This window comes from Pseudonocardia sp. DSM 110487, assembly GCF_019468565.1.
In the GTDB taxonomy this organism is placed as follows: domain Bacteria; phylum Actinomycetota; class Actinomycetes; order Mycobacteriales; family Pseudonocardiaceae; genus Pseudonocardia.
In genome coordinates this window covers 4228835-4254243 of the sequence record NZ_CP080521.1, presented here as the reverse complement: position 1 = coordinate 4254243, position 25409 = coordinate 4228835, and the positions used below count along the sequence as shown (strand labels likewise).

Annotated in this window: 25 protein-coding genes; 11 read left to right on the top strand and 14 right to left on the bottom strand. The window is 72.1% G+C overall.

Annotated elements, in window-relative coordinates; translation table 11 throughout:
* Positions 1 to 9: 9 nt before the first annotated feature.
* Entirely contained in the window at positions 10 to 990 is a 981-nt protein-coding gene (locus tag K1T35_RS19750; protein ID WP_220261592.1) for a LysR family transcriptional regulator, read from the bottom strand.
* A 125-nt stretch (positions 991 to 1115) separates the two neighbouring features.
* Here K1T35_RS19750 and K1T35_RS19745 point away from each other — a divergent pair, with 125 nt between their 5' ends.
* The 4 genes from K1T35_RS19745 to K1T35_RS19730 all read left to right on the top strand — a co-directional run bounded on the left by K1T35_RS19745 (position 1116) and on the right by K1T35_RS19730 (position 5427).
* Positions 1116 to 1826: a DUF2306 domain-containing protein gene (locus K1T35_RS19745; RefSeq protein ID WP_220261591.1), complete on the top strand. Its 711-nt coding sequence runs from the start codon at positions 1116 to 1118 to the stop codon at positions 1824 to 1826.
* Between the two features lie 313 nt (positions 1827 to 2139).
* Complete coding sequence (locus K1T35_RS19740; RefSeq protein ID WP_370645467.1) at positions 2140 to 2922, top strand: dihydrofolate reductase family protein; 783 nt, start codon at positions 2140 to 2142, stop codon at positions 2920 to 2922.
* 37 nt (positions 2923 to 2959) lie between these two features.
* Positions 2960 to 4726 carry an FAD-dependent monooxygenase gene (locus K1T35_RS19735; RefSeq protein ID WP_255622304.1) on the top strand — a complete coding sequence of 589 codons (1767 nt, stop codon included), beginning with the start codon at positions 2960 to 2962 and terminating at the stop codon, positions 4724 to 4726.
* An 11-nt stretch (positions 4727 to 4737) separates the two neighbouring features.
* Positions 4738 to 5427, top strand: coding sequence for a DUF899 domain-containing protein (locus K1T35_RS19730; protein ID WP_220261588.1), 690 nt, complete (start codon positions 4738 to 4740; stop codon positions 5425 to 5427).
* Between the two features lie 21 nt (positions 5428 to 5448).
* Here K1T35_RS19730 and K1T35_RS19725 read toward each other — a convergent pair whose 3' ends face one another.
* The gene (locus K1T35_RS19725; RefSeq protein ID WP_255622303.1) at positions 5449 to 7011 is read right to left on the bottom strand and encodes a FadD3 family acyl-CoA ligase; all 1563 of its coding nucleotides are present in this window, start codon (positions 7009 to 7011) and stop codon (positions 5449 to 5451) included.
* Between the two features lie 45 nt (positions 7012 to 7056).
* Between K1T35_RS19725 and K1T35_RS19720 the strand changes: the two genes are divergently transcribed.
* The 3 genes from K1T35_RS19720 (at position 7057) to K1T35_RS19710 (ending at position 10317) form a co-directional block, all read left to right on the top strand.
* Complete coding sequence (locus tag K1T35_RS19720; RefSeq protein WP_220261586.1) at positions 7057 to 8211, top strand: acetyl-CoA C-acetyltransferase; 1155 nt, start codon at positions 7057 to 7059, stop codon at positions 8209 to 8211.
* Positions 8208 to 8981, top strand: coding sequence for an SDR family oxidoreductase (locus K1T35_RS19715; protein WP_220261585.1), 774 nt, complete (start codon positions 8208 to 8210; stop codon positions 8979 to 8981). Before K1T35_RS19720 ends, K1T35_RS19715 begins: the two co-directional genes overlap by 4 nt.
* 88 nt (positions 8982 to 9069) lie before the next feature.
* Positions 9070 to 10317: an MFS transporter gene (locus K1T35_RS19710; protein ID WP_220261584.1), complete on the top strand. Its 1248-nt coding sequence runs from the start codon at positions 9070 to 9072 to the stop codon at positions 10315 to 10317.
* A gap of 101 nt (positions 10318 to 10418) precedes the next feature.
* Here K1T35_RS19710 and K1T35_RS19705 read toward each other — a convergent pair whose 3' ends face one another.
* The 4 genes from K1T35_RS19705 to K1T35_RS19690 all read right to left on the bottom strand — a co-directional run bounded on the left by K1T35_RS19705 (position 10419) and on the right by K1T35_RS19690 (position 13960).
* Positions 10419 to 10751, bottom strand: coding sequence for a hypothetical protein (locus K1T35_RS19705; protein WP_220261583.1), 333 nt, complete (start codon positions 10749 to 10751; stop codon positions 10419 to 10421).
* 76 nt (positions 10752 to 10827) lie between these two features.
* Complete coding sequence (locus tag K1T35_RS19700) at positions 10828 to 11937, bottom strand: acyl-CoA dehydrogenase family protein (RefSeq protein WP_220261582.1); 1110 nt, start codon at positions 11935 to 11937, stop codon at positions 10828 to 10830.
* Positions 11934 to 13082: an acyl-CoA dehydrogenase family protein gene (locus tag K1T35_RS19695; RefSeq protein ID WP_220262713.1), complete on the bottom strand. Its 1149-nt coding sequence runs from the start codon at positions 13080 to 13082 to the stop codon at positions 11934 to 11936. The genes K1T35_RS19700 and K1T35_RS19695 overlap by 4 nt, the downstream gene beginning before the upstream one ends.
* Positions 13083 to 13084: 2 nt before the next feature.
* Positions 13085 to 13960 carry an SDR family oxidoreductase gene (locus tag K1T35_RS19690; protein WP_220261581.1) on the bottom strand — a complete coding sequence of 292 codons (876 nt, stop codon included), beginning with the start codon at positions 13958 to 13960 and terminating at the stop codon, positions 13085 to 13087.
* Positions 13961 to 14039: 79 nt separating this feature from the next.
* Here K1T35_RS19690 and K1T35_RS19685 point away from each other — a divergent pair, with 79 nt between their 5' ends.
* Positions 14040 to 14801 (top strand): SDR family NAD(P)-dependent oxidoreductase, encoded by a 762-nt coding sequence (locus K1T35_RS19685; RefSeq protein ID WP_220261580.1) that lies wholly within the window; start codon positions 14040 to 14042, stop codon positions 14799 to 14801.
* An 8-nt stretch (positions 14802 to 14809) separates the two neighbouring features.
* Positions 14810 to 15550 carry an SDR family NAD(P)-dependent oxidoreductase gene (locus K1T35_RS19680; RefSeq protein WP_220261579.1) on the top strand — a complete coding sequence of 247 codons (741 nt, stop codon included), beginning with the start codon at positions 14810 to 14812 and terminating at the stop codon, positions 15548 to 15550.
* Between the two features lie 5 nt (positions 15551 to 15555).
* Here the strand turns inward: K1T35_RS19680 and K1T35_RS19675 are convergent, their stop codons facing one another.
* From K1T35_RS19675 to K1T35_RS19645, 7 genes are read right to left on the bottom strand one after another with little or no spacing between them, the layout of a single operon-like run.
* Positions 15556 to 16503, bottom strand: coding sequence for a 2-dehydropantoate 2-reductase (locus K1T35_RS19675; protein ID WP_304940863.1), 948 nt, complete (start codon positions 16501 to 16503; stop codon positions 15556 to 15558).
* Positions 16504 to 16526: 23 nt separating this feature from the next.
* Entirely contained in the window at positions 16527 to 17834 is a 1308-nt protein-coding gene (locus tag K1T35_RS19670; protein WP_255622302.1) for an MFS transporter, read from the bottom strand.
* Positions 17831 to 18052: a ferredoxin family protein gene (locus tag K1T35_RS19665; RefSeq protein ID WP_220261577.1), complete on the bottom strand. Its 222-nt coding sequence runs from the start codon at positions 18050 to 18052 to the stop codon at positions 17831 to 17833. The genes K1T35_RS19670 and K1T35_RS19665 overlap by 4 nt, the downstream gene beginning before the upstream one ends.
* Positions 18049 to 18792, bottom strand: coding sequence for a GntR family transcriptional regulator (locus K1T35_RS19660; RefSeq protein ID WP_255622612.1), 744 nt, complete (start codon positions 18790 to 18792; stop codon positions 18049 to 18051). Before K1T35_RS19660 ends, K1T35_RS19665 begins: the two co-directional genes overlap by 4 nt.
* Entirely contained in the window at positions 18792 to 19586 is a 795-nt protein-coding gene (locus K1T35_RS19655; RefSeq protein ID WP_220261575.1) for a thiamine pyrophosphate-dependent enzyme, read from the bottom strand. The genes K1T35_RS19660 and K1T35_RS19655 overlap by 1 nt, the downstream gene beginning before the upstream one ends.
* Complete coding sequence (locus K1T35_RS19650; RefSeq protein ID WP_220261574.1) at positions 19586 to 20647, bottom strand: hypothetical protein; 1062 nt, start codon at positions 20645 to 20647, stop codon at positions 19586 to 19588. The genes K1T35_RS19655 and K1T35_RS19650 overlap by 1 nt, the downstream gene beginning before the upstream one ends.
* Positions 20644 to 21195 carry a 2-oxoacid:acceptor oxidoreductase family protein gene (locus K1T35_RS19645; protein ID WP_255622299.1) on the bottom strand — a complete coding sequence of 184 codons (552 nt, stop codon included), beginning with the start codon at positions 21193 to 21195 and terminating at the stop codon, positions 20644 to 20646. Before K1T35_RS19645 ends, K1T35_RS19650 begins: the two co-directional genes overlap by 4 nt.
* Before the next feature lie 81 nt (positions 21196 to 21276).
* Between K1T35_RS19645 and K1T35_RS19640 the strand changes: the two genes are divergently transcribed.
* Positions 21277 to 22833, top strand: coding sequence for a class I adenylate-forming enzyme family protein (locus tag K1T35_RS19640; RefSeq protein ID WP_220261572.1), 1557 nt, complete (start codon positions 21277 to 21279; stop codon positions 22831 to 22833).
* Positions 22830 to 24095 (top strand): lactate racemase domain-containing protein, encoded by a 1266-nt coding sequence (locus K1T35_RS19635; RefSeq protein ID WP_220261571.1) that lies wholly within the window; start codon positions 22830 to 22832, stop codon positions 24093 to 24095. The genes K1T35_RS19640 and K1T35_RS19635 overlap by 4 nt, the downstream gene beginning before the upstream one ends.
* Here the strand turns inward: K1T35_RS19635 and chrA are convergent.
* Positions 24043 to 25407, bottom strand: coding sequence for a chromate efflux transporter (gene chrA / locus K1T35_RS19630; RefSeq protein WP_220261570.1), 1365 nt, complete (start codon positions 25405 to 25407; stop codon positions 24043 to 24045). The genes K1T35_RS19635 and chrA overlap by 53 nt on opposite strands.
* Positions 25408 to 25409: the final 2 nt, after the last annotated feature.

The following is a 25409-nucleotide window of genomic DNA, read 5'->3' as shown; positions in this document are numbered from 1 at the left end:
AAGCGCTTGCTAGCCTCGCGAGCCGGCCTCCTTCAGCCCCCCATGGCGCGGTCCGAAACGTTCACCGCCGCCACGATCCGGCGATCCTGTCCTGCGAGCCTTGGCCACGGTGGTAGCGGCCTGGTCGAAGGCCCGGATCGTCGCGGTCTCGGCGACGGACAGCCAGATGAGTCGCCACTGGAAGGGCGGGGCGTCGCGGATCGGCACGTAGGCGACGTCGGGGCGGGCGTGGTAGCTCGCGGCCTGTGCCGGCACCGGATAGGCGCCGAGACCGGCGCCGACGAGGGCGAGCAGCTCCTGGACCGTGGTGAACGACGGCCCCCGCTCGACGGGCCGGCCTTCGGGTGTGTGCTGGGGGACGAGCGCGTGGTCCCAGTAGTCGGGAACCGCAGGCGGCGTGCGAAGGAGCGTGGTTCCGGCGAGGTCGGCGAAGGACACCGATGGTCGACCGGCGAACGGGTGCTGGGCCGACACGGCGAGCAGGCGGTCCTCCTCGAACAGGACGCTGCCGGCCGTGAGATCCGCTTCGCGGGCACCGAAGACGGGCACGGTGGCGAGCAGCACGTCGAACTCGCCGGCCCGGAGGGGACCGAGGCCCGCGCCGAACTGCTTCTCGCGGAACTGGGCCTCGCAGTCGGGGTGCTCGGCCCGGAAGGCCTCGGCCATCTCGAGGACGAGCTGGGCGGTGGCGGCGCCGACGAACCCGACCCGCAGCGTGCCCCGCACGCCGCGGGCGGCAGTGATGGCCTCGTCGAGGGCCTCCTGGATCTGCTGGTAGGCAGGCCGCAGCGCGTCACCGAGGCGGCGACCGACCGGGGTCAGCTCCACTCGACGACTGGTGCGCTCGAACAGCGACGTGCCGATGCGCCGTTCCAGCTTCTTGATCGTCTGACTGACCCTGGCCGTGGACACGCGGAGCCGCTCCGCCGCCCGTCCGAAGTGCAGCTCGTCGGCGAGCGTCAGGAAGATCTCGATGTCCCGCTGGTCCACCGCCGCTCCCGCTCGTTCGTGAGCTATCGGTTAACGATCGTTGCGCACTCCGCCGTTGTTCGCCAGCGCCGTCGCGTCGATCCTTGGCCTGCGCCGTCGGCCCGCGGCGACCGGGGGGAACGTCGATGAAAGGCACCGAATCCACCACGCCATCCGCATCCGCCCGCCCCGGCCTGAGGGCATTGCAAGGCGCGATACTCGTCCTGATCGCCATCGTCGTCGCGTCCGTCGTGACGCGGCTCCTCGTGGACGTGCCGCACCTGCTCGACGGCACGTTCCCGGAGGAGGAGTACGACCGCCGTTACGTCCAGCATCCGTGGCTGGCGTACGTGCACATCGCGCCTGGCATCGTGTACCTGCTCGGCGCGCCGGTGCAGCTCGCGTACCGGATCCGTAACCGCCACTACACCTTCCACCGCAGGCTCGGCCGGGTGCTGCTCACTGCCGGACTGATCAGCGGAGCGTTCGCCATCGCGATCGGGTACGTGATGCCGTTCGCCGGCACCAGCGAGGCCATCGCCAGCTACGTCTTCGGGTCGTGGTTCCTCGCCTGCCTGCTGCTGGGCTTCCGGGCGATCCGCCGCGACGACGTGGTCAACCACCGCCGCTGGATGATCCGCGCGTTCGCGATTGGGGTCGGTGTCGGCACCATTCGCATCTGGCTCGGTCTGTTCGAGGCGACCGGTCTGTTCGAGTTCCAGGACGGCTTCGACGTGGCGTTCTGGCTCGCCTTCCTGATACACGCTGCCGCCGCCGAACTGTGGATCCGCAAATCCCCGCACCCGGACGACGTCTGGAACCCGACGGAACAGCCGAACCCGGGGAGCACGCGATGAGCTGGCGATCCTGGCAGGTCGTCACCCTGCTGGCCGCCACCCTCACAATGGGGCTCACAGCCGGCCTGTTCGGCGACGCGCCACCTCTGACGCAGCCGACCACGACGCCCCCCGCCCGGCCAAGACGGCTCCCGGACCGCCTTCAGGATCGACGCCGTGACGGCACTGCCGTGACGGTGGCGGCGCGGACCGGCGGCTCGTCGGCCTCCCGGTCGCGATGGCCGAGGGCGGGCCTGTGGCCGACAGGCGCGGCGAAGTGCTGCGAGCGGGCTTACCCCCTACGGCGTAGACGCCGATACTTCCCCGGTCGGATGTGTTCGCGCCGCACGCCCGGCACGCTCTTCGGCACGAAGGCCCTCACGAAGTCCGGAATAGAAGATCACCGAACGTCGTGAATTCGCCAACCGTGGACGCTGCGGGGGGCATATCAGGTTGTCGAGAAGAGCGTGATGCGATCACGTCAGCAGATCTGGAGGGTCTCGTGCGAAAGATCATAGTGACGATGTGGACCACGTTGGACGGTTTCGTCGCGGGCCCCGACGACGAGATGGACTGGCTTCGCCTCGATGACGACGTCCAAACATATGAGATCGATCTTGTCAGTGCAGCCGATACCCTCCTGCTCGGCCGAGTCACGTTCAACGATTTCGCCGGCTACTGGCCGCGCGTTGCTCGCAACTCCGCCGAGCAACCGGCCTCATCCCGCTATGCGCAGATCCTCGACGGCATGGAGAAGATCGCCGTCTCCGGGTCCGGACAGCTCACCGAATGGGAGAACACTCGTCGGTGGCCTTCGGTCGACACCGACACCGTCCTCGACCTCAAGAACTCACCCGGCCGGGATGTCATCGTCTACGGCAGCCTCAGCCTCGTCAATACCCTCACCGAGCTCGGGCTCGTCGACGAGTTCCACCTACTCGTGCACCCGGTGCTCCTCCGCGACGGCAAGCCCCTGCTACGCCCCGGCAAGCCGCTCGTGGACTTGCAGCACCTCTCGACACGGATGTTCCCTTCCGGTGTGGCCTTCACCAGGTACCGGCCTACGATTCCGCGCTCACCGGCAGCACCGAACGCGGCGTCCACCTCGAATGGATGACCGTTCCAACCAGATCCGGAAGTGAAGTTGGGGGCCGATGAATGGGAGTGCTGCAACGAGTCCCGGAGGGACCGTGACACCTCGTCAGAACACGACCGAATTCCCCGTGATCATCTCTGGGGGTGGGCCGGTCGGCATGGCCACCGCGCTGCTGCTGGCCCGGCAGGGCGTGCGCAGCGTCGTGCTGGAACGCAACACGAGCACGCACTGCGGCCAGTCGCGGGCCCTCACCGTGCAGCGGGACATCCTCGCCCTGTTCGACCGGCTCGGGATCGTCAACGAGATCCTCGACGACGGCGCGAGCTGGTCGCTGAGCCGCACCTACTACCGCGACCAGGAGATCCTCCAACTGCGCTGGCCCGCCAGCGGCGAGGACGTCTACCCGGCCTTCGTGAACTTCCCGCAGTTCCGCATCGAGGAGCTGCTGCACGCCGAGGCGGCGCGGAGCGGGCTCGTCGAGTTCCGACACGGCCGCACGGTCGTCGGGATCCGGCAGGACGCCGCCTCCGTGATCGTCGAGGCCGAGGGTCCAGCGGGGACGGAACGCTACGCGGGTGCGTACCTCGTGGGTGCGGACGGCATCGGTAGCACCACCCGCAAGGCGCTGCGGATCCCCTACGACGGATGGGATGCCGAGGGCCGCTTCCTCGTGGCCGACTTCGAGGTCGACCTCCCCCTCGCCGTGGAACGGCGCCTCTGGTTCGATCCGCCGTTCTCCCCGGGCGGCATCGTGCTCATGCATTGCATGGGTGAGCGCACGTGGAGGATCGACTGGCAGATCGATGCCGACGCGGACGAGGGCGCCGAGCTGCGCCCGGAGTGCATGAGCGAACGGGTGCGCAACGTCATCGGTGACCGCCCGTTCGCCGTGCTGCGGGCCAACACCTATACCTTCCAGCAACGCCGCGCCAGGCGGTTCCGAGACGGCCGTGTCTTCCTCGTGGGCGACTCGGCGCACGTCGTCTCCCCGTTCGGAGCTCGAGGCATGAACAGCGGCCTCGAGGACGCCGAGAACCTCGCGTGGAAACTCGGGTTCGTCCTCACCGGGCAGGCCGATCCGGCCCTGCTCGACATCTACGAGATCGAGCGGATCACCGCCGCCGACCATCACATCCAGGTCACCGGCGAGACGATGAGGTTCATGACCCCGGCCGATGCCGCGGGGAAGGCCCACCGGGACGCCGTACTCGAGGCCGCCGCGGCCGACCCCACCCAGGCCGACCGGATCGACAGCGGGAAGCTGTACGAGCCCCATCCGTACACCACGTCCCCGCTCACGCTCGACCTCGACGCCGACGGCAGCCCGCGGTCCGCCCGTCCCGACGACCCCACGCGCGCCGGGGTGCCGGCCCTCGACGGGCTCTGCCAGGTGTCCGGCTCCTCAGCGCGGACGACACTGCGCAAGACGACACTCCGCAAGGCGCTCGGCGGCGTGGTCAGCCTGCTCGTCGTGCCCGCCGAAGGCGGTGCCGGGAACGATCTGGCCCGGCGCCTCTCGGAGGTCCCCACACCGGCCGCCGTCCGCCGCCGGCTGCTCACCCGCCCCGACACGTCGACCCGGAACCCGCCCGGCATCGACGCGATCAGCGATTCCACCGGGGCCCTTGTCAGCGCGTACTCCGGTCCCCGCGACCAGCTGTACCTCGTCCGCCCCGACTGCTATCTCGCCGTACGGATCGAGCTGGCGGGTCCCGGCGCGCTCGCCGGCGCCGTCGAACGTGCGCTCGACATCCTCGCGCTCACCCCCACCACTCGCCAGACTTGTTCGTCGACCTCCCGCACCGCCCTGCCGCCCACAATGTGAGGAGTTCCCTGATGGCCAAGTCCTCCCTGCCCGACTCGGCCCTGCCACCGATCGTCTCGGCGAAGGACTGGAACGCCGCCTTCGAGGCCATGCTGATCAAGGAGAAAGAACTCACCCGGGCCCGCGACGCGCTCGCCGCCCAGCGCCGCAGGATGCCCATGACCCCGGTGGAGACCGACTACCGCTTCCTGGGTCCGGACGGTGAGGTCGGCCTGCTCGACCTGTTCGCCGGCCGCCGCCAGCTCGTGGTCTACCGCTTCTTCTACCAACCCGACGTCGACGGCTGGCCGGACAAGGGCTGCGGGGGCTGCTCCTTTCTCGCCGACCACATACCCCACCTCGCCCACGTCAACTACCGCGACACCACCTTCGCGATGGTCTCGCCCGCCGACCAGGACAAGATCATCGCGCTGAAGCAGCGGATGGGCTGGGACATGCCCTGGTACACCCTGCTCGGCGACGCGTTCAGCAACGACTTCGGCGTCGCGGAGATGTTCGGGCTGAACGTGTTCCTCCACGACGACAACAACCGGGTGTTCCGCACCTACTTCGTCAACGGCCGCGGTGTGGAGGCCATCACCCCGACCTGGTCGATCCTCGACATCACCCCACTCGGCCGGCAGGAGGACTGGGAGGACACCCCCGACGGCCGACCCCAGACCCCGCCCTACTGGTTCGGCCGCCACGACGAGTACCCCTGATGGACGAGCGGGCGGCGGCGATCACGGCCTCGGGCACGGGCTCCCCCCGGACGGTCGGAGGCGGAACTTCTGGACCTTGCCGCTGGCCGTGCGGGGCAGCTCGTCGACGAACGTGATCCGCCGCGGGACCTTGAAGTTCGCCATCTCCTCGCGGCAGAACCCGGTGAGCTCCTCCGCGGTGGCGGCCGTGCCAGGTCGCAGGCGCACGAAGGCGTGCCCGACCTCGCCCATCCGCGGATCGGGCTCACCGACCACCGCCGCCTCCGCTACGGCCGCGTGCCGCGCGAGCATGCGCTCGACCTCGGCCGGGTAGACGTTGAACCCGCCGACGACGTACATGTCCTTGATGCGGTCGGTGACGCGGAGGAAGCCGTCGGCGTCCATCCACCCGATGTCGCCGGTGTGCAGCCAGCCGTCTGCGTCGATGGCCGCGGCGGTGGCGTCGGGGTCCTCGAAGTAGCCGACCATCACGTTGTAGCCCCGGATCACGATCTCGCCGTGCTCGCCCGGAGACAGCGGACGGCCCTCCGGATCGACGATCGCGACCTCCGTGCCCGGGATGGCCCTGCCGCAGCTGGTCGAGAGGCGGTGCGGGTCGGTGTCCGGCGGGCAGACGGTGGCGGTGCCGCACGACTCGGTGAGGCCGTACGCCGTGATCACGTCGGTGAAGCCGAGCTCGGTGCGCATGCGCTCCAGCAGCGGGACCGGCACGACCGTGGCCCCCGTGACGGCGAGGCGCACCGAGCTCAGGTCGTACCCGGACCGGCGCTGGTGATCCAGGAGCGTCGTGTAGACGGTCGGCGCTCCGGGGAAGACGGTGATCCGCTCCTGCTGGACGAGTCGCAGCGCGGCTTCCGCGTCGAAGACCGCGAGCGGCACGATCGTCGCCCGCCGGATCAGGCAGGCGAGCAGGCCTGCTCGGTAGCCGAAGCTGTGGAAGAACGGGTTGACCAGCAGGTAGCGGTCGCCGAGGCGCAACCCCACCATGTCGCTCCAGGCCGCGTTCACGCGCAGGTTGCCGGCGTGGCTGACCATGGCGCCCTTCGGATAGCCCGTGGTGCCGGACGTGAAGAGGATGTCCGAGACGTCCTGCGGCTTCAGCGCATCGATCCGCCGGTCGATCTCGGCGTCCGGCACGGCATCCCCGATGGCGAGGAACGCGGTGAAGGCGAGCGCGGTGGGATCGCTCGTGTCGTCGATCGTGACGACGGTGTCCAGGTCCGTCCCGCGCAGCATCGCGAGGTAGTCGGTGCCGAGAAACCCGTCGTGCACGACCAGCAGCCGCGCCCGCACCTTCCCGAGCGCGTACCGGACCTCCTCACCCTTGAACCGCGTGTTGACCGGCACGAGCACGCCGCCCGCTGCCAGGATCCCGAGCGCCGCGACGACCCAGCTCGCCGAGTTCGGGGCCCACACCGCGGCCCGATCGCCCGGCTGGAGGCCGCGGGCCACGCAGGCCTTCGCGAACCGCGTGACCTCCGCGTCCAGCTGCGCGAAGGTGAGCCGGACCGCCCCGTCGGCCACGGCCTCCGTGTCGGGCGCCTCCGCGGCAGCCGTGCGCAGGCAGGCCGGGATGGTCGTCACGCCGACAGCGTAGCGTGCCAACCAAGCGCTTGCTACCGTACGCGCATGGCCGAAGCCTACATCGTCGAGGCGGTCCGCACGCCTGTCACGAAGCGCGGCGGGGCGCTCGCGGGCGTGCATCCGGCCGACCTCGGCGCCCACGCGCTGGCCGGGTTGATGGAACGCTCGGGGGTGGACCCGGCCGCCGTCGACGACGTCATCCTCGGATGCGTCGACACGCTCGGGCCGCAGGCGGGCGACATTGCGCGTACAGCATGGCTCGCCGCAGGCCTTCCCGAGGAGGTCCCCGGCGTCACCGTCGACCGCCAGTGCGGCTCGTCGCAGCAGGCGGTGCACTTCGCCGCGCAGGCGGTGCTCAGCGGCACCGCCGACGTCGTCGTCGCGGGCGGGGTGCAGAACATGAGCGCGATCCCGATCTCCGCCGCCATGACCGCAGGGCAGCAGTTCGGCTTCCCCGACCCGTTCTCCGGCTCGGAGGGCTGGCGGCGCCGCTACGGCGGCGTCCCGCTCTCGCAGTTCCGCTCCGCGCAGATGATCGCCGACAAGTGGGACGTCTCCCGGGAGGACATGGAGGTGTTCGCGCTGGAGAGCCACCGGCGCGCGATCGCGGCGATCAACGAGGGCCGGTTCGACCGCGAACTCCTGCCACTGGGCGACGCCGTTCTCGACTCGTGCCCGCGCCGGGACACCTCGCTGGAGCGGATGGCGGCGCTCGCACCGCTCGAGGAGGGCGGCACCGTCACCGCTGCGGCGGCCAGCCAGATCTGCGACGGGGCGGCGGCGCTGCTGGTGATGTCCGAGCGCGCGGTGGCCGACCACGGCGTCACCCCGCGGGCGCGCGTCCACCACCTGTCGGTCCGCGGGGCCGACCCGGTCTGGATGCTCACCGCTCCCATCCCGGCCACCGTGCACGCGTTGGCGCGCACCGGGCTCACGATCGACGACGTCGACCTCGTCGAGATCAACGAGGCCTTCGCGTCCGTCGTACTCGCCTGGCTGAAGGAGACGGGCGCCGACCCGGCGCGGGTGAACGTCAACGGCGGGGCCATCGCGCTCGGGCACCCGCTGGGCGCCACCGGCGCGCGTCTGATGACCACGCTGTTGCACGAGCTGGAACGCACCGGCGGCCGGTACGGCCTGCAGACCATGTGCGAAGGTGGCGGCCAGGCGAACGTCACGATCATCGAGCGGCTGGGATGACCGATCAGGAGGGGCGGGCCGTCGTCGTCACCGGCGGGACCCGCGGCATCGGCGCGGCGATCGCGCGCCGCTTCCTCGCCGCGGGCGCCGACGTGCTGGTGTGCGGCCGCACCGTGCCCGACGAGCTGCCGTCCTGCACCGCAGGCAGCGCCGCGTTCGTGCCGGCCGACATCCGCGAGCCGGAGCAGGCCGCGGCCGTCGTGGACGCCGCTGTCGAGCGGTTCGGCCGGTTGGACTTGCTGGTCAACAACGCGGGCGGCGCGCCGTCGGCCGACTCGGCGAGCGTGTCGCCGCGCTTCGTCGAGCGGGTCGTCGCGCTCAACCTGCTCGCGCCGTTCTACCTTGCCCAGCGCGCCAACGCCGTGATGCAACAGCAGGACGATGGCGGCCTGATCCTCAACATCGGCAGCATCGCGGCCCGCGACCCGGCGCCCGGGACCGCCGCCTACGCGGCGGCGAAGGGCGGGCTGACCACCCTCACCCGGGCGCTCGCGATGGACTTCGCACCGAAGGTCCGGGTCAACCAGGTGACGGTGGGTCTGGTGCGCACCGAGCTGGCCCACGTCTACTACGGCGACGAGGCCGGCCAGGAGCGGGTGGCCGCCGCGATCCCGATGCGGCGGATGGCCGAACCCGACGATGTGGCGGCGGCCTGCCTGCTGCTGGCCTCGCCGCTCGCCGGCTACGCCACCGGGGCGGAGCTGCTGGTGGACGGCGGTGGGGAGATCCCGACCCGCCACCTCGCGTCGGCGCCGCAAACCGCCCGGTAGTTGCGGCCGTCAAGCATAGCCCGTGGCGATCGATTCCATCGGAAACAATCGCTTTTCCTGATGTGAATGCGGACCTAGCGTCCTCGCTATGACAGCCCGCGGAACACTGGCACCTGCTGCTCCGGCGATCGAGCCCCGACCGCATCGGGCGCGGCCCCGGCCGTCGAGGCTGGTGTGGGCCCTCACGGCAACCCAGTTCGTGAGTCGGGGCGGCGGGCTGGCGCGGTCCTTCCTGGTGCTCTACCTGACCCAGGAGCGGGGACTCTCGCCGACGACGGCCGGGGCGGTGCTCGCGGCGGTCGGCGTCGGAGATGTCGGGTCGCAGCTGCTGGGCGGCTGGCTGGGCGACCGAATCGGTCGGCGCCACACCATGCTGGTCGGGTTCTTGGGCACAGCGGTCGCGCTCGTCGCGCTCGGCTCGGCGGAAACGATGCCGGCGATCTGTGCGGCAGCCCTCGGTGTCGGGCTGATGGCGGAGCTGTTCCGCCCCGTGGGATCGGCTGCCGTGGCGGACCTGCCCGCCCAGGAGCGGATCCGTGCCTACGGGTTGCTCTTCTGGGCGGCCAACGTCGGCTTCACGGTCTCGACGGTGGCCGCTGGGATCCTGGTCCGACACGGATACGGAATCCTGTTCTGGATCAATGCGGCGACCTCGGTCCTCGCGGCGCTGATCGTGTGGCGGCACGTCCCCGAGACCCGCCCTGCGACGCCGAAAGCGACCCGACAGGCACTGCTCCCAGTCCTGCTGCGCGATCGCGTGATGCTGGCCATGGCGGCGATCCACGTCGTCTACTTCACGATGTTCCTGCAGACGTTCTCGACGCTCCCGCTCGTCATGGCAGGTGACGGCCACGGTCCAGGGACCTACGGTGCGATGCTCGCCCTGAACGGGATCGTGATCGTCCTCGTCCAACCGATTGCGGTACGGCTGCTCGACGGCCGCGACACGGCCACAGTTCTGGCGGTTTCGATGCTGCTGGTCGGCATCGGCAGCGGACTCAGCGCTGTCGTGCACAGCAGCGCCGCCCATGCCGGCGGGATCCTCCTGTGGACCCTCGGCCAGATCGGCGTCTCCGTCATGTTCGGCGCCACATTCGCCGACCTCGCGCCTGCCGACCTGCGCGGCCGATACATGGGCATCGCCTCCACCACGTGGAGCCTCGGCGCCGTGCTGGGGCCGCTGGTCGGTACCGCACTGCTCGACCACGGTGGGCGAACCGCGCTGTGGACGGCATGCGCGGCGACCGGGCTCGCGCTGTTCGCCGCGCAGAAGGCCATCGCCCCGGCGCTGCGCCGCCGAACCTCGGCCGCGGCCTCCGAGGCCCGTCCCGAGTAGTGCGCCTGTCGGGACCGGAGACGCGATGGCCCCTCGTGGGTGGTGGTCTCGATACGGGCCGGCGCCGGGGCACCGGCCCTACTCGACCACCGGGAATCGGATCAGGTGCCCGATCGGCGGGCCGCTCGCATCGCTACCGGCGCGCCCGCCAGGTCCTCGTCGTTGCAGAGCAGCTTGACCTCGTAGTACGGGGATCCGGCCTGGTCGTCGTAGTCGAGGTGGATGGCGATCACGTCTACCGGCTCGCCCAGCCACTGCTGCGTGCGCCGCAACCAATCTGCGGCCCGTTCGAGCGCGGTCGGCAGGTCGTCGTCGCGGAACTGGACGGGGCGGAAGGGCACATCGTGAATCTGGTCCTGCGGGTTGTCGGGTCGGGGGAGCTCGGCCGCCAATCCGGAGTCGTCGAGTCGCAGGTTCACCGGGTGCTCGCTCACGTCCCCGAGTCTGACCAGTCCCGCGACAGCGGACAAGCGCCACGCCGATCGGCCGTCCATCTCGTGGGCACCGGCATCAGCCGCGGTCGTCACACACCGCCTGCCGTGCCAGACGCCGCCGCAACTGGGAGCTGGACCCGTACAGCTGCTGGTCGGCCTTGCCGCGCTTGAGGTAGAGGTGCGCGTCGTGCTCGAAGGTGAACCCGATACCCCCGTGCATCTGGATTGCCTCGGCGGCCACCGCCATCAGCGTGTCGGCGCAAACCAGCTTGGCGAGCGGGGCCACGACCGGCAGCTCGTCGGAACCGGACGCGACCGCCGCCGCGGCGTACCAGGCGGTCGAGGCCGCTCCCTCCACCTGAACGGCCAAGTCGGCGCAGCGGTGCTTGAGCGCCTGGAACGAGCCCAGCGGGCGGCCGAACTGGTGGCGGACCTTCAGGTATTCCACGGTCATATCGAGGCAGGCGGACGCGGCGGCCGCCGACTCGACGGCGAGCGCCACCAGGCAGAGGTCGACGAGCAGCTGCGCGTCGGCGCCGGGCAGCGGCGTCGCCACCGCGCCGTTCAGCTCGACGTCGGCGAGCCGCCGGGTCTGGTCGAGCGTGACGCGGCCGCGGCGCACCACGCCCGGCTGGTCCGCCTCCACGGCGAGGACGCCCTCGCGGGCCACGACCAGCAGCACGTCGACGGCCGCCCCGTGGGGCACGTACGCCTTCGCGCCGCGCAGTTCCCAGCGCTCTCCGGCCCGGGTCGCGGTCGTCGTCGCCTCGGTTGTCGGCGCCTCGATCCCCCACCCGGCCGCGGGTTCGGCCACCGCCACCGAGACCGACACGGCGTCCTCGGCGATCCGGGTGAGCAGCCGGTCCGCGGCGGCCGTGCCGCACCGGGCGAGCACGGCCGTCGCGGCCAGCGTGGTGGGGAGCGGTGTCGGGACCACGCGGCGGCCGAACTCCTCGAGCACCGCTGCGCCGTCGGTGAAGTCCAGGCCGAGCCCGCCGCAGCGTTCGGGCACCAGCACCGCGGTGAGGCCCAGCTCGGCGGCGCCGCGGCGCCACAGTTCGACGTCGTGCCCGGGCTCGCCGGCCATCACCTCCCGCACCCGCGCCGATCCGGCGTGCCGGTCGAGGAAGGCCGCCACCGTGCGGCGCATGTCCTGCCGCTCGGCGTCCCGGGCCGGAGCGATCATCGCGGCAGCCCCAGCATCCGCTCGGCGATGATGGTGCGCTGCACCTCGTTCGACCCGCCGTAGATCGTGTCGGCGCGGGTGAACAGGAAAAGGCGCTGGGCATCGGTCAGCCCGTAGGGGGCACCGTCGACGAGGAGGCCGGCAGGACCCGCCACGTCCACGGCCAGCTCGCCGAGGTCGCGGTGCCACGTGGCCCACTGCAGCTTGGAGATCGAGGCCTCGAGGCCGCGGCCGGCGTCTGCCGAGCTCAGCGTGCGGAGCGCGGTGTAGCGCATGACCTTCAGGCCGATCCACGCATCGACGATCCGGGCGTGCAGGGCCGGGTCGTCGAGGGCGCCTGTATCGCGGGCCGCCGCGACCACGGCGTCCAGCTCGCGCTCGAACCCGATCTGCTGCCCGAGTGTGGCCACGCCGCGTTCGAAGGCGAGCGTGCCCATCGCGACGCGCCACCCGTCGCCCTCGTCGCCGACGCGGTTCTCGACGCCGGTGACCGCGCCATCGAAGAACACCTCGTTGAACTCGGACGTACCGGTGATCTGCTGGATGGGGCGGACCTCGATGCCGGGCTGGTCCATCGGCACCAGCAGGTACGAGAGCCCGCGGTGGCGGGTCGAGCCCGGGTCGGTGCGGGCAAGGACGAAGCACCAGTCGGCGATGTGGGCGAGCGATGTCCACACCTTCTGCCCGGTGATGACGTACCGGTCCCCGCTGCGGACGGCGCGCGTCTGCACCCCGGCGAGGTCGGACCCGGCGCCCGGCTCCGAGTAGCCCTGGCACCACAGCACCTCGCCGCGCAGGATGCCGGGCAGGAACCGCTCCTGCTGCTCGGGTGTGCCGAATTCCAGCAGGGTGGGGCCGAGCAGCTGCTCGCTCATGTGCCCCAGGCGCCCCGGCCCGCCCGCGCGGGCGTACTCCTCGTGGAAGACGACCTGCTGGACGAGGCTGGCGCCTCGGCCGCCCTTCTCCACCGGCCAGCCGAGGCCGATCCAGCGGCCCTCGCCGAGCCTGCGCTCCCACGCCCGGCGCAGTTCGAGTGCCTCGTGCTCGTTGCCCGGGCCTCCGGTGCCGACCACCGCGGCGAACTCGCCGCGCAGGTTCTCGGCGAGCCAGTTCCGCACCTCGGCGCGGAACTCCTTCTCCTCGATCATCAGGCTCCGTAGACGGGTGTCGGAGGCTCGGCCCGCGCGACGAGGCCCGCGATCACGGGGCCGAGCTCCTCGGCGGGCCACCGCGAGTCCCGCGTGACCGGCTTCCCGTGGCGCCATCCGTCGGCGAGGGAGATCTCGCCGCCCGCGACCTCGAACATCCGGCCCGTCACGCCCGCGGCCGCGGCGCTGCCGAGCCACACGACCAGCGGCGAGACGTTGGCCGGGTCCATCGCGTCGAACCCGGTGTCGGGCTTCTTCATCGCCTCGCCGAAAACCTGCTCCGTCATCGCGGTGCGCGCGGACGGGGCGATCGCGTTGACGACGACGCCGTAGCGGGCGAGCTCGACGGCGGCGACCTGGGTGAGCGCCGCGACGCCCGCCTTCGCCGCCGCGTAGTTGCCCTGCCCGACGCTGCCCATCAGCCCGGCGCCGGACGAGGTGTTCACGACGCACGCCGTGACCTGCTCGCCGGCCTTCGACCGCACGCGCCAGTGGGCGGCGGCGTGCTGCAACGGCGCGAAGTGGCCCTTGAGGTCGACCCGCAGCACCAGGTCCCATTCCTCCTCGGACATGGTGACCAGCATGCGATCGCGGTTGATCCCGGCGTTGTTCACCAGCGTGTCCAGCCGGCCGTGGGCGCGCACCGCGGTGTCGATCAACCCAGCCGCGTACGCCCAGTCGGACACGTCACCGACGCTCGCCACGGCCTCGCGGCCGTCGGCCCGGATCTCCGCGGCCAGCTCCTCGACGGCAGGGCTCACGTCGCCCAGCACCAGCCGGGCGCCGTGGCGGGCGAACTCGAGCGCGTGAGCGCGCCCCAGCCCCTGCCCGGCGCCGGTAACGATCACCGACCGTCCCGTGCACAACGCCGTCACGGCGCCAGACAACCACAGGCGCCTTTCGCAAGCAAGCGCTTGGTTGACGCGCGTCTTCGCAGGCCCTTACGTTGCTTCGGTGCCGGACTTCGCTTCCCGCCCGGGAGCCGCCGTCGTGACGGGCGGAACCGGCGGCATCGGCGCGGCGGTCTGCCAGCTGCTCTCCGCGCGCGGGGCCACGGTCGCGCTGACCTACCGCGCGAACGCCGGCGCCGCGGATGCCATCGTCGCCGAGCTCGGGCCCGACGCCGTCGCCGGGCGGGTGGATCTCACCGACGCGGCCGCAACGGCCGATCACATCGCCTCGGTGCGGGAGCGGTTCGGCGAGATCCACACCTTGGTGCACGCGGCGGGCCCGCACGTCCCGATGGCACACCTGTCGACTGTGCCGCCCGCGCGGTACGCCACCCATCTGGAACAGGAGGCCGCCGCCTTCTACAACCTCGCGTTCGCGGCGCTGCCCGCGCTGCGTGCATCCCGCGGTTCGGTCGTGGCCGTCACGACCGCGGCGACCAGCAGGTACCCGGTGCGCGACGGCCTGTCGGCAGGCACGAAGGGCGCGGTGGAGGCGCTCGTGCGGGCGTTCGCCGCGGAGGAGGGACGGTACGGCGTCCGGTTCAACTGCGTGGGCCCCGGCATGCTGACCGACGGGATGGCCGCGCGGCTGATCGGCTCCGGCGAGCTCGACGAGCGGGCGCTCGCGGCCGCGAGGGGCAACATCCCCCTGCGCCGGTTCGGATCCGCGATCGACGTGGCGGAGGCCGTCGTCTTCCTCGCCTCCGACCGGGCGGGGTTCATCACGGGGCAGAAGCTCGACGTCGACGGCGGCTACGGGGTCTAGGAGAACGCATGAGTGCACCGCGGTTCGGGTTCACACCGGGCGACGTCGTGGTCGTCACGGGCGCCGGCAGCGGCATCGGCCGGGCCACCGCCGTGCACGCCGCGGAGCTGGGACTCACCGTCGCCGCGTGGGACCGCGACGGCGCGACCGTCGCCGACACCGCGACCGAGATCGAGAAGGCAGGTGGGCGGGCCCTCGCGGTCACAGCGGACGTGACCGTGCCCGAGCACGTCGAGGCCGGGTTCGTGCGCAGCCGCGAGCTCGGTGTCGTCCGGCACCTGGTGAACAACGCAGGCCCGTCGTCCGCGGTCGAGCTGGACTTCGACGAGGCGCTCGTCGTCTCAGTGGGGAGCATGCGGCGGATGGTCGACAGCTGGCTCACCCCCGGCGCCCCCGAGGGCGCCTCGCTGGTCAACATCGCGTCGGTGGCCGGCAACGTGATCGGCACCGCGTCCGACTGGTACTGCGCGTCCAAGTCGGCCATCGCGGGGTGGACCCGGCATCTCGCCGCCTACCGCAGCGACGACGTGCGCAGCAACGCTGTGGCGCCCGGCATGACCGACACCCCGCGCCTCGCCGGCTTCGCTCCTGGCGACGTCGGGCAGCGGGTGCTCGGGCGGGTGCCGCTGCACCGGATGGCCCGTCCCGACGAGATCGCGTGGGTGGTGCTCTTCCTGCTCTCCCCGCTGGCGAGCTACGTCAACGGCGCGCTGGTGCCGGTGGACGGCGGCTGGACGGTCACCCAGTGACACGTCTAGGCGGTGCACACCTCCGGACCACCGTGCACACGTCCTGCCGTGTGCACCGTCGCCGCGCGATGTGCACGGTCGAGCGGATCCGCGACACCAGGGGCGCTCGCCGCCGCCAGTAGTGGCACCAGCACGTCGCTGATCGGTGTGGGGACGCCGTGGCTTGCGCCGATCCGGGTGATCACGCCGTTGCGGGCATCCCATTCGAGGGGCCTGCCCGCTTGCCGGTCGTAGAGGATCGAGGTCCCGTGGTCGGGCGGGAGCGCCGCCAGGTGGTCGACGACCTCGTCGGCGAAACCGTCGGGCAGCACCGCCCCCGCCGCCCGCGCGACGGCGGCGCACTCGGCGGCGAGGTCGCGGGCGAGCCGGCGGATCCCCGGATCGGAGAACACCTCGGCGCGGCGGCCGGTGAGGGCCTCGACCGCGACCACCGCGTTGTAGACGAGCTTGACCCACATCGCGGTGGTGAAGTCGGCGACCGGTTCGATCCGCAGGAACGACCCGGCGAACGAGGCCCCGATCCCGTCCGCGGCGGGCACCTCGATCCGCTGGTCGCCTGCGCGGACCACGACGTCGTCGTCCGTGATCGCCTCGGCGGTGCACCACACGATGCCGGGCACCACGTGGTCGGCCGGGACCACTCCGGAGAGCCGCTCGGCGTGCTCCACGCCGTTCTGCAGCACCAGAACCGGGGTGCCGTCCGTGCGCAGCCGCCGCAGCCAGGCCGAGGCACCCGCGGTCTGGTGCGCCTTCACCGCCAGCACCACGAGATCGACGGGCCCGCCCGCCTGTGCGGGGTCGGTCAGGAGCGGCGCCCGCAGGCGGTGGCGGCCGCCCTCCTCCCACCGGACGGTCGGAGCAGGGCGAGGCCGCCGAACGCAGAGCAGCACCTCGTGACGGCCGGCCTCCTCCAGAGCCGCAGCCGTCACGGCCCCCACCGCGCCGACCCCCACGACGGCGACCCGGCTCACCGCGCTCAGGCCCCGATCCCCTTCCGACGAGCGGCGCGTTCGTCGGATAGGTTCCAACGAACGCGCCGTTCGTCGGAATCGGTGCCTAGGTCCGTGCCCCTCGTCTCCGGGGTCAGCGCTGCCGCCGCTACGCACACCAGCGCCAGGACGATCGTGTACGCCGTGAAGTAGCCGGGGGTGCCGCGCGCGGTGAGCCACGCGTTGAGGTAGGGCGCCGTGCCGCCGAACAGCGCCGCCGAGACCGACACCGCCAGCCCCACGCCGGTGGCGCGGGACCGGGTGGTGAACAGCTCGGCGAACCAGGCCACCTGGATGCTCGCACCCAGCGACTGCAGCACCAGCGCGAGGCACATCGCGAGCAGCAGGCTCGCCGGGCTCGGGCCGAGCAGCGCCGAGAGCGGGAACGCCAGCACGGCGACGCCGACACCCCAGACGACCAGGTTGAATCGGCGACCGAACCGCTCGGACACGATCGCGGCCGCCGGGAGCGCCGCCATGAACACGACGTTCGCGACCACGCCCACCCACAGCGCCGCGGCGTCGTCCACACCGTGGAAGCTGATGGCATACGCGGGGGCGCTCACCGACCAGACGTAGTTGAACAGCGTGGTGCCCGCGACGATCGCGACGACCCTCAGCAGGGAGCCGCGCTGCTCCCAGAGCGACGGACCCGTGTGGTCGGGTGGCTGGGCCGCGAATACCTCCGGCTCGCGCAGGTTCCGGCGCATCCACAGCGCGAGCAGCCCCAGCAACCCACCGATCACGAACGGGATCCGCCATCCCCAGCTCGCCATCTGCTCCTGCGGCAGCCCGGCCCGCAGCAGCGCGCCCACGAGCGTGGCGAGCACGGTGCCGGCCACGGTGGACATGACGATCGTGCTGCCCCACAAGCCCCGGTTGTGCGGGCGGGCCACCTCGGCGATGTAGGTGTACGAGCCGCCGAGCTCGCCACCGTGCGCGAAGCCCTGCACGCACCGGGAGAGGAAGAGCCACCCGGAGGCCAGCAGTCCGACCTGGGCGTAAGTGGGGCTGATCGCCAGCAGGATGCTGCACGCCGCGACGAGCGACATCGTCAGCACGAGGACGAAGCCCCGCCCGCGGCGGTCGGCGATCCGGCCGAACACGACGCCGCCCAGCGGGCGCATCACGAAGCCAGCGGCGAACACGGCGAGGGTCGAGAGCAGGTTGGAGACGCTGCTGCCCGCGTCGAAGAAGTCGTCGGCGAAGTACACGGCGAAGATGGCGAAGATCGCCCAGTCGTACCACTCGAGCGCGTTGCCGAGGTTGACCGCGAGGAACGTCCTGGCTCTCACCGAACCCCCAACCGGTAGACCTCGAAGACCTGGTCCGGGCAGACCATCTGGCAGGCGGTGCAACCCGTGCAGCCTTGCTGCAGCAGCGGGTAGCGGTAGCCGGTCTCGTTGACCTCGCCGGACATCAGGAGCACGTTCGGCGGGCACGCGCTGATGCACAGCTCGCAGCCCTTACAGCGCTCAATATCGATGACGACCGTGCCCCTGGACTCCCTCATCGCCCCTCCAGCGCCGCAAGAGCACGGAGCGCGTCGGAACGGGGCGCTCCCCCGCTGTCCTCGTCGCCGATCACACCCCGCTGCCGCAGGGTATGCACCGCGAGCTCGCCCAGCATCCCGATGTGGTCGACGACGGCCGCCGCCGCGGCGTCCGGGTCGCCGCGCTCGATGGCCTCGTGCTCGGCGCGCAGCAGCCTGCGCTCGTCGTCGAGCGAACGGGGCATCGACAGCCGGGACGCAGCGGGGACGAGGCCGCCGAAGGTCCGCAGCACCGCCCGCAACCTGCTCCCCGCGACCGCGACGTTCACGAGCCTGCGGTACTCGCGCGCCCGCTCCTCGAACTCCTCGACGCTCCCCGCCGCCTCGACGTCCGCGATCGCCGCGCGGAGCCCCGCCAGCACCGCCTCGTCCCGCCGGGCCGCGACCCGCCTGCTGGTGAGCGCGCTGAGCAGCGCGTACAGCTCGAAGCTCTCGCGCACCGCGGTGGCGTCGAAGCCCGCGACGAACGCGCCGCGGTGGTAGCGGATCTCCACCAGCCCGTCGCGCTCGAGCATCACCAGCGCCTCGCGGACCGGTGCCCGGCTCACGCCGAGCCCCTCCGCCATGCCGTCGATGTCGATGCGGTCGCCCGCACGCAGCTCGCCCGCGAACAGCAGGTCGAGGATGTGATCGGCGACCGCGTCGCTCGTCTTGATCCGGACCAGGCGGGACCGCGCCTCGGCCGGGGTCAGGCCTGCCATCACGCCGCCCCCTTCCGGGATCGCAGCTCGCCGAGCGGATAGACCTGTTCCATCGACTCGGCCATGTAGTCCGGCCCCTGCGGCGCGCCCACGAACCAGCCGGTGGGGCACATCGTGAGGATCTCGACGAGGCTGAAGCCCTCGCCCGCGAGCTGGCTCTCGAAGGCGGTGCGGATCATCCGCTTGGTCCGGGCGACGGACCCTGCGGTGCCGACGGCGCCGCGCGCGACGTAGGCGACCCCGTCGAGCCGCGCGACGAGGTCCGCGACCGGGATGGGGTGGCCGTGCCGCCCGGCGTCGCGGCCCTCGATGCTGGTCTTGGTGCGCTGGCCGAGCACGGTGGTGGCGGTCTGCTGGCCGCCGGTGTCGCCGAACACCCCGTTGTTGAGCAGGATCGCGGTGACGTCCTCCCCGCGCGCCGCCGTGTGCAGGACCTCCTGCAGTCCCTCGTTCACCATGTCCCCGTCGCCCTGCATCGTGAAGACAGCAGCCTCGGGGCGCATCCGCTTGATCCCCGTGGCACACGACGGGGCCCGCCCGTGCAGGCACTGCAGCACGTCGACGTCCATGATCCGCACGAAGCTGCCGTAGCAGCCGTGCCCCACGACGCCGATCGAACGCTGGACGATGCCGAGGTCCTGCAGCGTCTCCAGCAAGATCCGCAGGGCGACCGGCTCGCCGCAGCCCGGGCACAGCGAGTGCTCGCCGAGCATCAGCGACGGGCGGAAGTCCGCCACCTTGCGCGCGCCGTCCGGCGGCCGGTCGGTCGGGACGAGCTCGAGGTCCTGGGTCATCACATGCTCCTCGTGATCCGGGCGCGGATCTCCGGCGCGTCGAGCAGCGGGCCGAACGACAGGCCCGACTCGTGGATGCTCACCCCACCGATGAACCGGATGGTGTCCCGGTCGTGGGCGTGCTGGCGGACGTCGTCGATCATCTGACCCGCGTTGAGCTCGAACACGAGCACGCGCCGGGCACCGCGGGTGGCCGTCGCGAGCGCGGGTCCGGGGAACGGCCACAGCGTGATCGGCCGGAACCAGCCGACCCGGTGGCCCTCCGCGCGCAGTTCCTCGACGACGTACTCGACGAACTTGGCCGCCGACCCGAACGAGACGACGAGCGTGTCGCAATCGTCGGCGTAGCGGCTCTCGCTGCGCTGCTCGACCTCGGCGATCCAGTCGAACTTGGTGGCGACCTGCCGCCAGTGCCCGTCCGGACCGAGGCCGGGGTCGGTGGCCTTGCCCATGGCCCACGTCCAGATCTGGCGCGAGCTGCCGGTGCCGCCGCGGGTGCCGTCGAGCGCCCAGTCCTGGGCCGGCAGCGCGCCGAAGTCGATCTTCCGCAGTTGGACGCCGACCCGGGTCTGGGCGAGCAGCGGATCGCCGTAGAGCATCGTCGGCGCCCGGTAGAGCTGCGAGAGGTGGAACAGCAGCTGGGTGTGCTCGACGGCCTCCGGGACGTCCTTGGGCGCGAGCGTGATCGTGCGGTAGTCGCCCCAGCCGCCGCCCCGGGTGGCCTGGAAGTAGTCCTGCTGATTGCGGGCCATGTTGAACACGACCATCGGCGTCTCGTTCAGCGCGGCCTCTGCGATGGCCTCCTGCATGAGCGCGATGCCCTGCCCGCACGAGCCGGTAGCAGCCCGCGCGCCGGTGGCGCCTGCGCCGAGCGCCATGTTCACGCCCTCGATCTCGCTCTCGGCGTTGATGCACACGCCCCCGGCCGCGGGCAGCGCGCGGGACATGTGCTCGAGCAGCGGCGTGAACGGCGACATGGGATAGCCGGCGAAGAACCGGCAGCCTGCGAGGATCGCCGACTCCCCGATCGCGGTAGCGCCTTCTAGGAGTTGCAGGCTCATGACGCCACCGCCTGCTCGGCCACCGCTGCCGCCCCCGCAGCGAGTGCCTCGGCGTTCTTCGCGGCGTGCTGGGCGCGGTAGGGCGGCAGCAACGAGGTCATCGCCCCGACCAGCCCGTCGTGCGTCACCAGACCGGTCAGCCGGTTGAACGCCCCGAGCAGCACGAAACCGCCCGCCTGCGGAGCCCCGAGCTCGGCGGCCATCGATGTGGCCGGCACCTCCACCACGCGGTGGGTGGCCCGGCCCACCGATCCGTCGACGATCGAGGAGTTGACCAGTAGCAGCCCGCCGGGGCGCAGCCGCTCCGGGACGGGACCGGTGAACTTGTGGCTGGCCACGATCGCGGCGCCCGCGCTCGGCAGGATCGGCAGCGAGCGCAGCGGCTCGTCACCGATCACGACGGAGGCGTTCGAGGGGCCGCCGCGCATCTCGCCGCCGTAGTCCGCGGCGAGCATCGCGTGCCGCCCCTCGTTCGTCGCGGCGAGGGCGAGCGTCTTGCCGATCAGCTGGATGCCCTGGCCCCCGATGCCGATCAGGAGGACCTGCACCTCTCCCAAGCAAGCGCTTGTCACGTTTGGATTATTAATTCAAACTGTCGCCGGGGTCAACGTGGACGAGGAGGGCGGCCAGTGGACCTGCTGATCGGCGACACGGTGGCGGACGCGGCGGCCATCGCCCCGCGAGCCACGGCCGCCACCCTCGGCGACGAGGTCGTCTCGTTCTCCCACCTCGACGACGAGGCGAACCGCGTCGCGCACACGCTCCACGGCCAGGGCGTCCGGCGGGGTGACCTCGTCGCCTGGTGGACCGGCGGCTCGCTGCGGTCGCTCGCGGGGATGGTGGCCTGCGCGCGGCTCGGCGCGGTCTTCGCGCCGATCTCACCGCAGCTGGAGACGGCCGAGGCCGCCGACGTACTGGACTACGTGGACCCGCGGCTCGTGGTGGCGGACGGGCCGCGCCGCGATGCCGCCCACGACACGGGCCGGCCGGTCGCCATGCTGGACGAGCTCGGTCGCGGCGCCTCGCACTCCCCCGTCGCCGTGGATGTCCGCGACTGCGACCCGCACATCCTCTACCTCACCAGCGGGAGCACGGGCCGGCCGAAGGGCGTGCTGGTGAGCCACCGCGCCACCTGGCTGCGCTCGGCGCCGGGCTCCGGCACCTTCGCGGGCGCGATCCGCGGCGACGGTGGTGTGCTGTCCAGCTTCCCGCTCCACCACTACGGCGGCTGGCACTACGTGGTCGAGGCGTGGCTGCACCGCACCGCCGTCCACCTCGTCCGCCGCGCCGACGCGGAGCACCTGCTCGCCGCAGTCGCCCGGCACCGGCCCACCGCGATGTACTGCATCCCCGCGGTGTGGGAGCGGGTGCTCGCCGCGCCCGGCGACCTGGGTTGCCTGCGGCACGCCGACACCGGAACGTCCCGCGTCGCCGACGACCTGGTCGAGCGGCTGCGCAGACGCGCGCCCGGCGCCACGACCACCGTGCTGTACGGCAGCAGCGAGGCGGGCCCGATGACCGCGCTGCGGCACTGGCACCTCGACGCGAAGCGCGGCAGCGTCGGGCGCCCCATCTCCCCCGGCGTGCTGAGGATCGCCCCCGACGGCGAGATCCTCTTCCGCGGCCCGACGCTCATGAGCTCCTACCTGCGCCTGCCCGCGGAGACCGCGGCCGCCGTCCGCGACGGCTGGTACCACTCCGGCGACCTCGGCGTCCGCGACGACGACGGGTTCGTCCACATCACCGGCCGCAAGCGCGAGGTGATCCGCTCCGGGGGCGAGACCGTGGGGCCCGCCGAGGTCGAGGCGGCGCTGCGCACGCTGCCCGGGATCGCGGACGTGGCCGTGATCGGGCTGCCGGACGAGCGCTGGGGCGAGGTCGTGTGCGCGGTCATCGTTCCCGAGCCCGGTGCCGACGTGCCGGATGTCGCCGCGCTGCGCGCCGGGCTGACGGGCCTCTCGGGCTACAAGCACCCACGCCGTGTGGTGCCGACAACGGCAATCCCCCGCACCCCTGCCACCGGCCAGGTGATGCGATCCGCGATACGCGATGCCGTGCTGCGGGAGCTCGCCACCGGCAAGGCCGGGGCGGCGTTCCGACCAACGGCGCGTTCGTCGGAACCTATCCGACGAACGGGCCGCTCGTCGGTCGGTGGCATGGCTCACGAGCGCGGCGAGGCATCGTGACCGCCACGACGGCCGCGATCCGCTGGTCGGCCTGGTTCGACGACCGCGATCTCGAGCTGACCTTCCCCGACGGCTGGTCGGTGCGCACGTGCCCGCCCGCGGACGGCCCTGACCTCGGGGACGGCGCGATCGTCGCGGCGGTGCGGAACCCGATCGGCACGCCGCCGCTGCGGGAGCTCGCGAGGGGCAAGCGGGCGCCCTGCATCGTGATCGACGACCTGTCCCGCCCCACGCGCGGCGACCGGCTGCTCCCCGTGGTGCTCGACGAGCTCGCGGCGGCCGGGATCGATCCCCAGGACGTGCGCGTCCTCGTCGGCGTGGCGAACCACCGCACCCTCATGCGCGCCGATCTGGAGAAGAAGCTCGGGGCTCGGGCGCTGCGCACCTGCCGGGTACGCAACCACTTCTCCTGGGCCGGGTGCACCCGCGTGGGCACGACGAGCCGGGGCACCCCCATCGAGGTCAACGACCTGTTCCTCGCCGCCGACCTGCGCATCCTCGTCGGATCGATCGTGCCGCACCCCGTGGCCGGGTTCTCCGGTGGCGCCAAGATGGTCCTGCCCGCGGTGTCGAGCATCCACGCCGCGACCGCGTTCCACACCGGGGTGCCCGTGGCGGGCGAGACCGTCGGCACCGCCGAGACCGTCGCCCGCCGCGACGCCGAGGAGGCGGCCCGGCACGTCGGCGTCGACTTCATCCTCAACACGGTCACCACGAGCAGGCGCGGGATCGCCGGTGTCGTCGCGGGCGACCTCGTCGCCGCCCACCGCGCAGGGGTGGAGATCGCGGCCAGGGTGTACGACACCGCCGCACCGGCAGGCGCCGACATCTGCGTCCTGTCGAGCTACCCGAAGGACAACGAGTTCCTGCAGTACGCGGCGGCGTTCACGCCGCTGCAGAGCGCGCCGGAGCCGCTCGTCCGACCCGGCGGCTCGGTGGTGATGGCGAGCGCCGCCAGCGAGGGCCCCGGCTTCCACTCCCTGTTCGGTCCGGGCATGCGGTTCGGCGGACGGCTGCCGCGACCGCCGGGTGAGTGCGAGCTCGCGTTCTTCGCCCCGGGCGTCTCCCCGGGTGACCTGCCCGATCCCGATCGGGACGCCGTCCCGCTCTTCGACACGTGGGAGCAGACCGAGAAGTGGCTGGTGGCGCGCCACGGCCGGCATGCGGAGGTAACCGTCTTCCCGTGCGCCGTCACGCAGCTGGTCCGGGTCAGCCCACGGGCAGACCGACGAGACCGGCCGCGAGGCCGAGTGCCGCACTGATCCCGAGGACGCGCAGTACGGGCCAGCGGGCGAGGAAGATCAGCCCGGCCGCGGCGAGTGCGATGACGAGCGGGACCGGGCGCAGGGTCGCGAGTTCGGGCACCTGGAGCGCGAGCGGACCGGCGTGCACCGTCGCGAACAGCGTGCTCTCCGCGAAGTAGACGCCGAGGTTCGCGATCACCCCGACGACCGCGGCGGTGATGCCGGCCAGCGCGCCCGCGATCGCCGTGTTGCCGCGCAACCGCTCGATGTAGGGGGCGCCGAGGAAGATGAACAGGAAACTCGGCACGAACGTCACCCACGTCACCAGCAGTGACGCGACGACACCCGCCGTCCACGGCGAGAGCGGGCCGGGATCGGCGTACGCGCCGAGGAAGGCGACGAACTGCACCACCATGATCAACGGTCCCGGGGTGGTCTCGGCCAGCGCGAGACCGCGGACCATGTCACCCGCGGTGATCCAGCCGAAGGTCTGCACGGCCTGCTGGGCGACGAAGGCGAGTACCGCGTACGCCCCGCCGAACGTGACGAGGGCGGTGCCGGCGAAGAAGAGCCCCTGCGCGGTGAAGATGCTCGCCGTCCCGAGCACGAGGGCGGCCAGCGCGATCGGCGCGGTCCAGACGACCAGGCCGATCGCGAGCGCGCGCAGCGTGCGCGTGGTGGATGGTGACTCGGCGTGCAGCGCCTCGTCGGCGATCAGCGGCTCCGGCCCGTCGGCGGCCTCCTCAGCGTGCTGGGAGCGGTGGAACCCGGGAACCCGGCGCGCCGCCCACCACCCGATCAGCGCCGCGGCCGCGATCACCACCGGGAACGGGATCCCGAACACCGCCAGCGCGACGAAGGCCGCGACGGCGATCGCGATGAGCACGGGGTGCCGCAACGCCCGGCCCGCCACCCGCACCACCGCCTGGGCGACGATCGCGACGACGGCCGCGCCGAGGCCGGTGAACAGCGCGGCGACGGCGGTGGCGTCCCCGAACGCGACGTAGATCGCCGAGAGGGCCAGCAGGGCGACCATGCCGGGCAGCACGAACAGCACTCCGGCGACCAGCCCGCCGCGCAGCCCGTTCAGCAACCATCCCACGTAGATCGCGAGCTGGTGGGCCTCCGGGCCGGGCAGCAGCATGCAGTAGTTCAGCGCGTGCAGGAACCGGCGCTGGCTGATCCACCGGCGGTCGTCGACCAATGCGCGCTGCATGACGGCGATCTGGCCTGCGGGTCCGCCGAAGGTCTGCAGGGAGATCGCGAACCACGCCCGCGTCGCGGACCGGAAGGGCACGACATCCGCCGTGGCCCGCTCGTCAGCCGTCATCG

Excerpts from the sequence above, each read along its gene's own strand:
- K1T35_RS19700 (WP_220261582.1), bottom strand. The coding sequence starts at position 11,937 with ATGATCGCTCCGGCCCGGGACGCCGAGCGGCAGGACATGCGCCGCACG.
- K1T35_RS19715 (WP_220261585.1), top strand. The coding sequence starts at position 8,208 with ATGACCGATCAGGAGGGGCGGGCCGTCGTCGTCACCGGCGGGACCCGC.
- K1T35_RS19680 (WP_220261579.1), top strand. The coding sequence starts at position 14,810 with ATGAGTGCACCGCGGTTCGGGTTCACACCGGGCGACGTCGTGGTCGTC.
- K1T35_RS19665 (WP_220261577.1), bottom strand. The coding sequence starts at position 18,052 with ATGAGGGAGTCCAGGGGCACGGTCGTCATCGATATTGAGCGCTGTAAG.
- chrA (WP_220261570.1), bottom strand. The coding sequence starts at position 25,407 with ATGACGGCTGACGAGCGGGCCACGGCGGATGTCGTGCCCTTCCGGTCC.
- K1T35_RS19735 (WP_255622304.1), top strand. The coding sequence starts at position 2,960 with ATGAATGGGAGTGCTGCAACGAGTCCCGGAGGGACCGTGACACCTCGT.
- K1T35_RS19655 (WP_220261575.1), bottom strand. The coding sequence starts at position 19,586 with ATGACCCAGGACCTCGAGCTCGTCCCGACCGACCGGCCGCCGGACGGC.
- K1T35_RS19650 (WP_220261574.1), bottom strand. The coding sequence starts at position 20,647 with ATGAGCCTGCAACTCCTAGAAGGCGCTACCGCGATCGGGGAGTCGGCG.
- K1T35_RS19730 (WP_220261588.1), top strand. The coding sequence starts at position 4,738 with ATGGCCAAGTCCTCCCTGCCCGACTCGGCCCTGCCACCGATCGTCTCG.
- K1T35_RS19745 (WP_220261591.1), top strand. The coding sequence starts at position 1,116 with ATGAAAGGCACCGAATCCACCACGCCATCCGCATCCGCCCGCCCCGGC.
- K1T35_RS19660 (WP_255622612.1), bottom strand. The coding sequence starts at position 18,792 with ATGGCAGGCCTGACCCCGGCCGAGGCGCGGTCCCGCCTGGTCCGGATC.
- K1T35_RS19710 (WP_220261584.1), top strand. The coding sequence starts at position 9,070 with ATGACAGCCCGCGGAACACTGGCACCTGCTGCTCCGGCGATCGAGCCC.
- K1T35_RS19720 (WP_220261586.1), top strand. The coding sequence starts at position 7,057 with ATGGCCGAAGCCTACATCGTCGAGGCGGTCCGCACGCCTGTCACGAAG.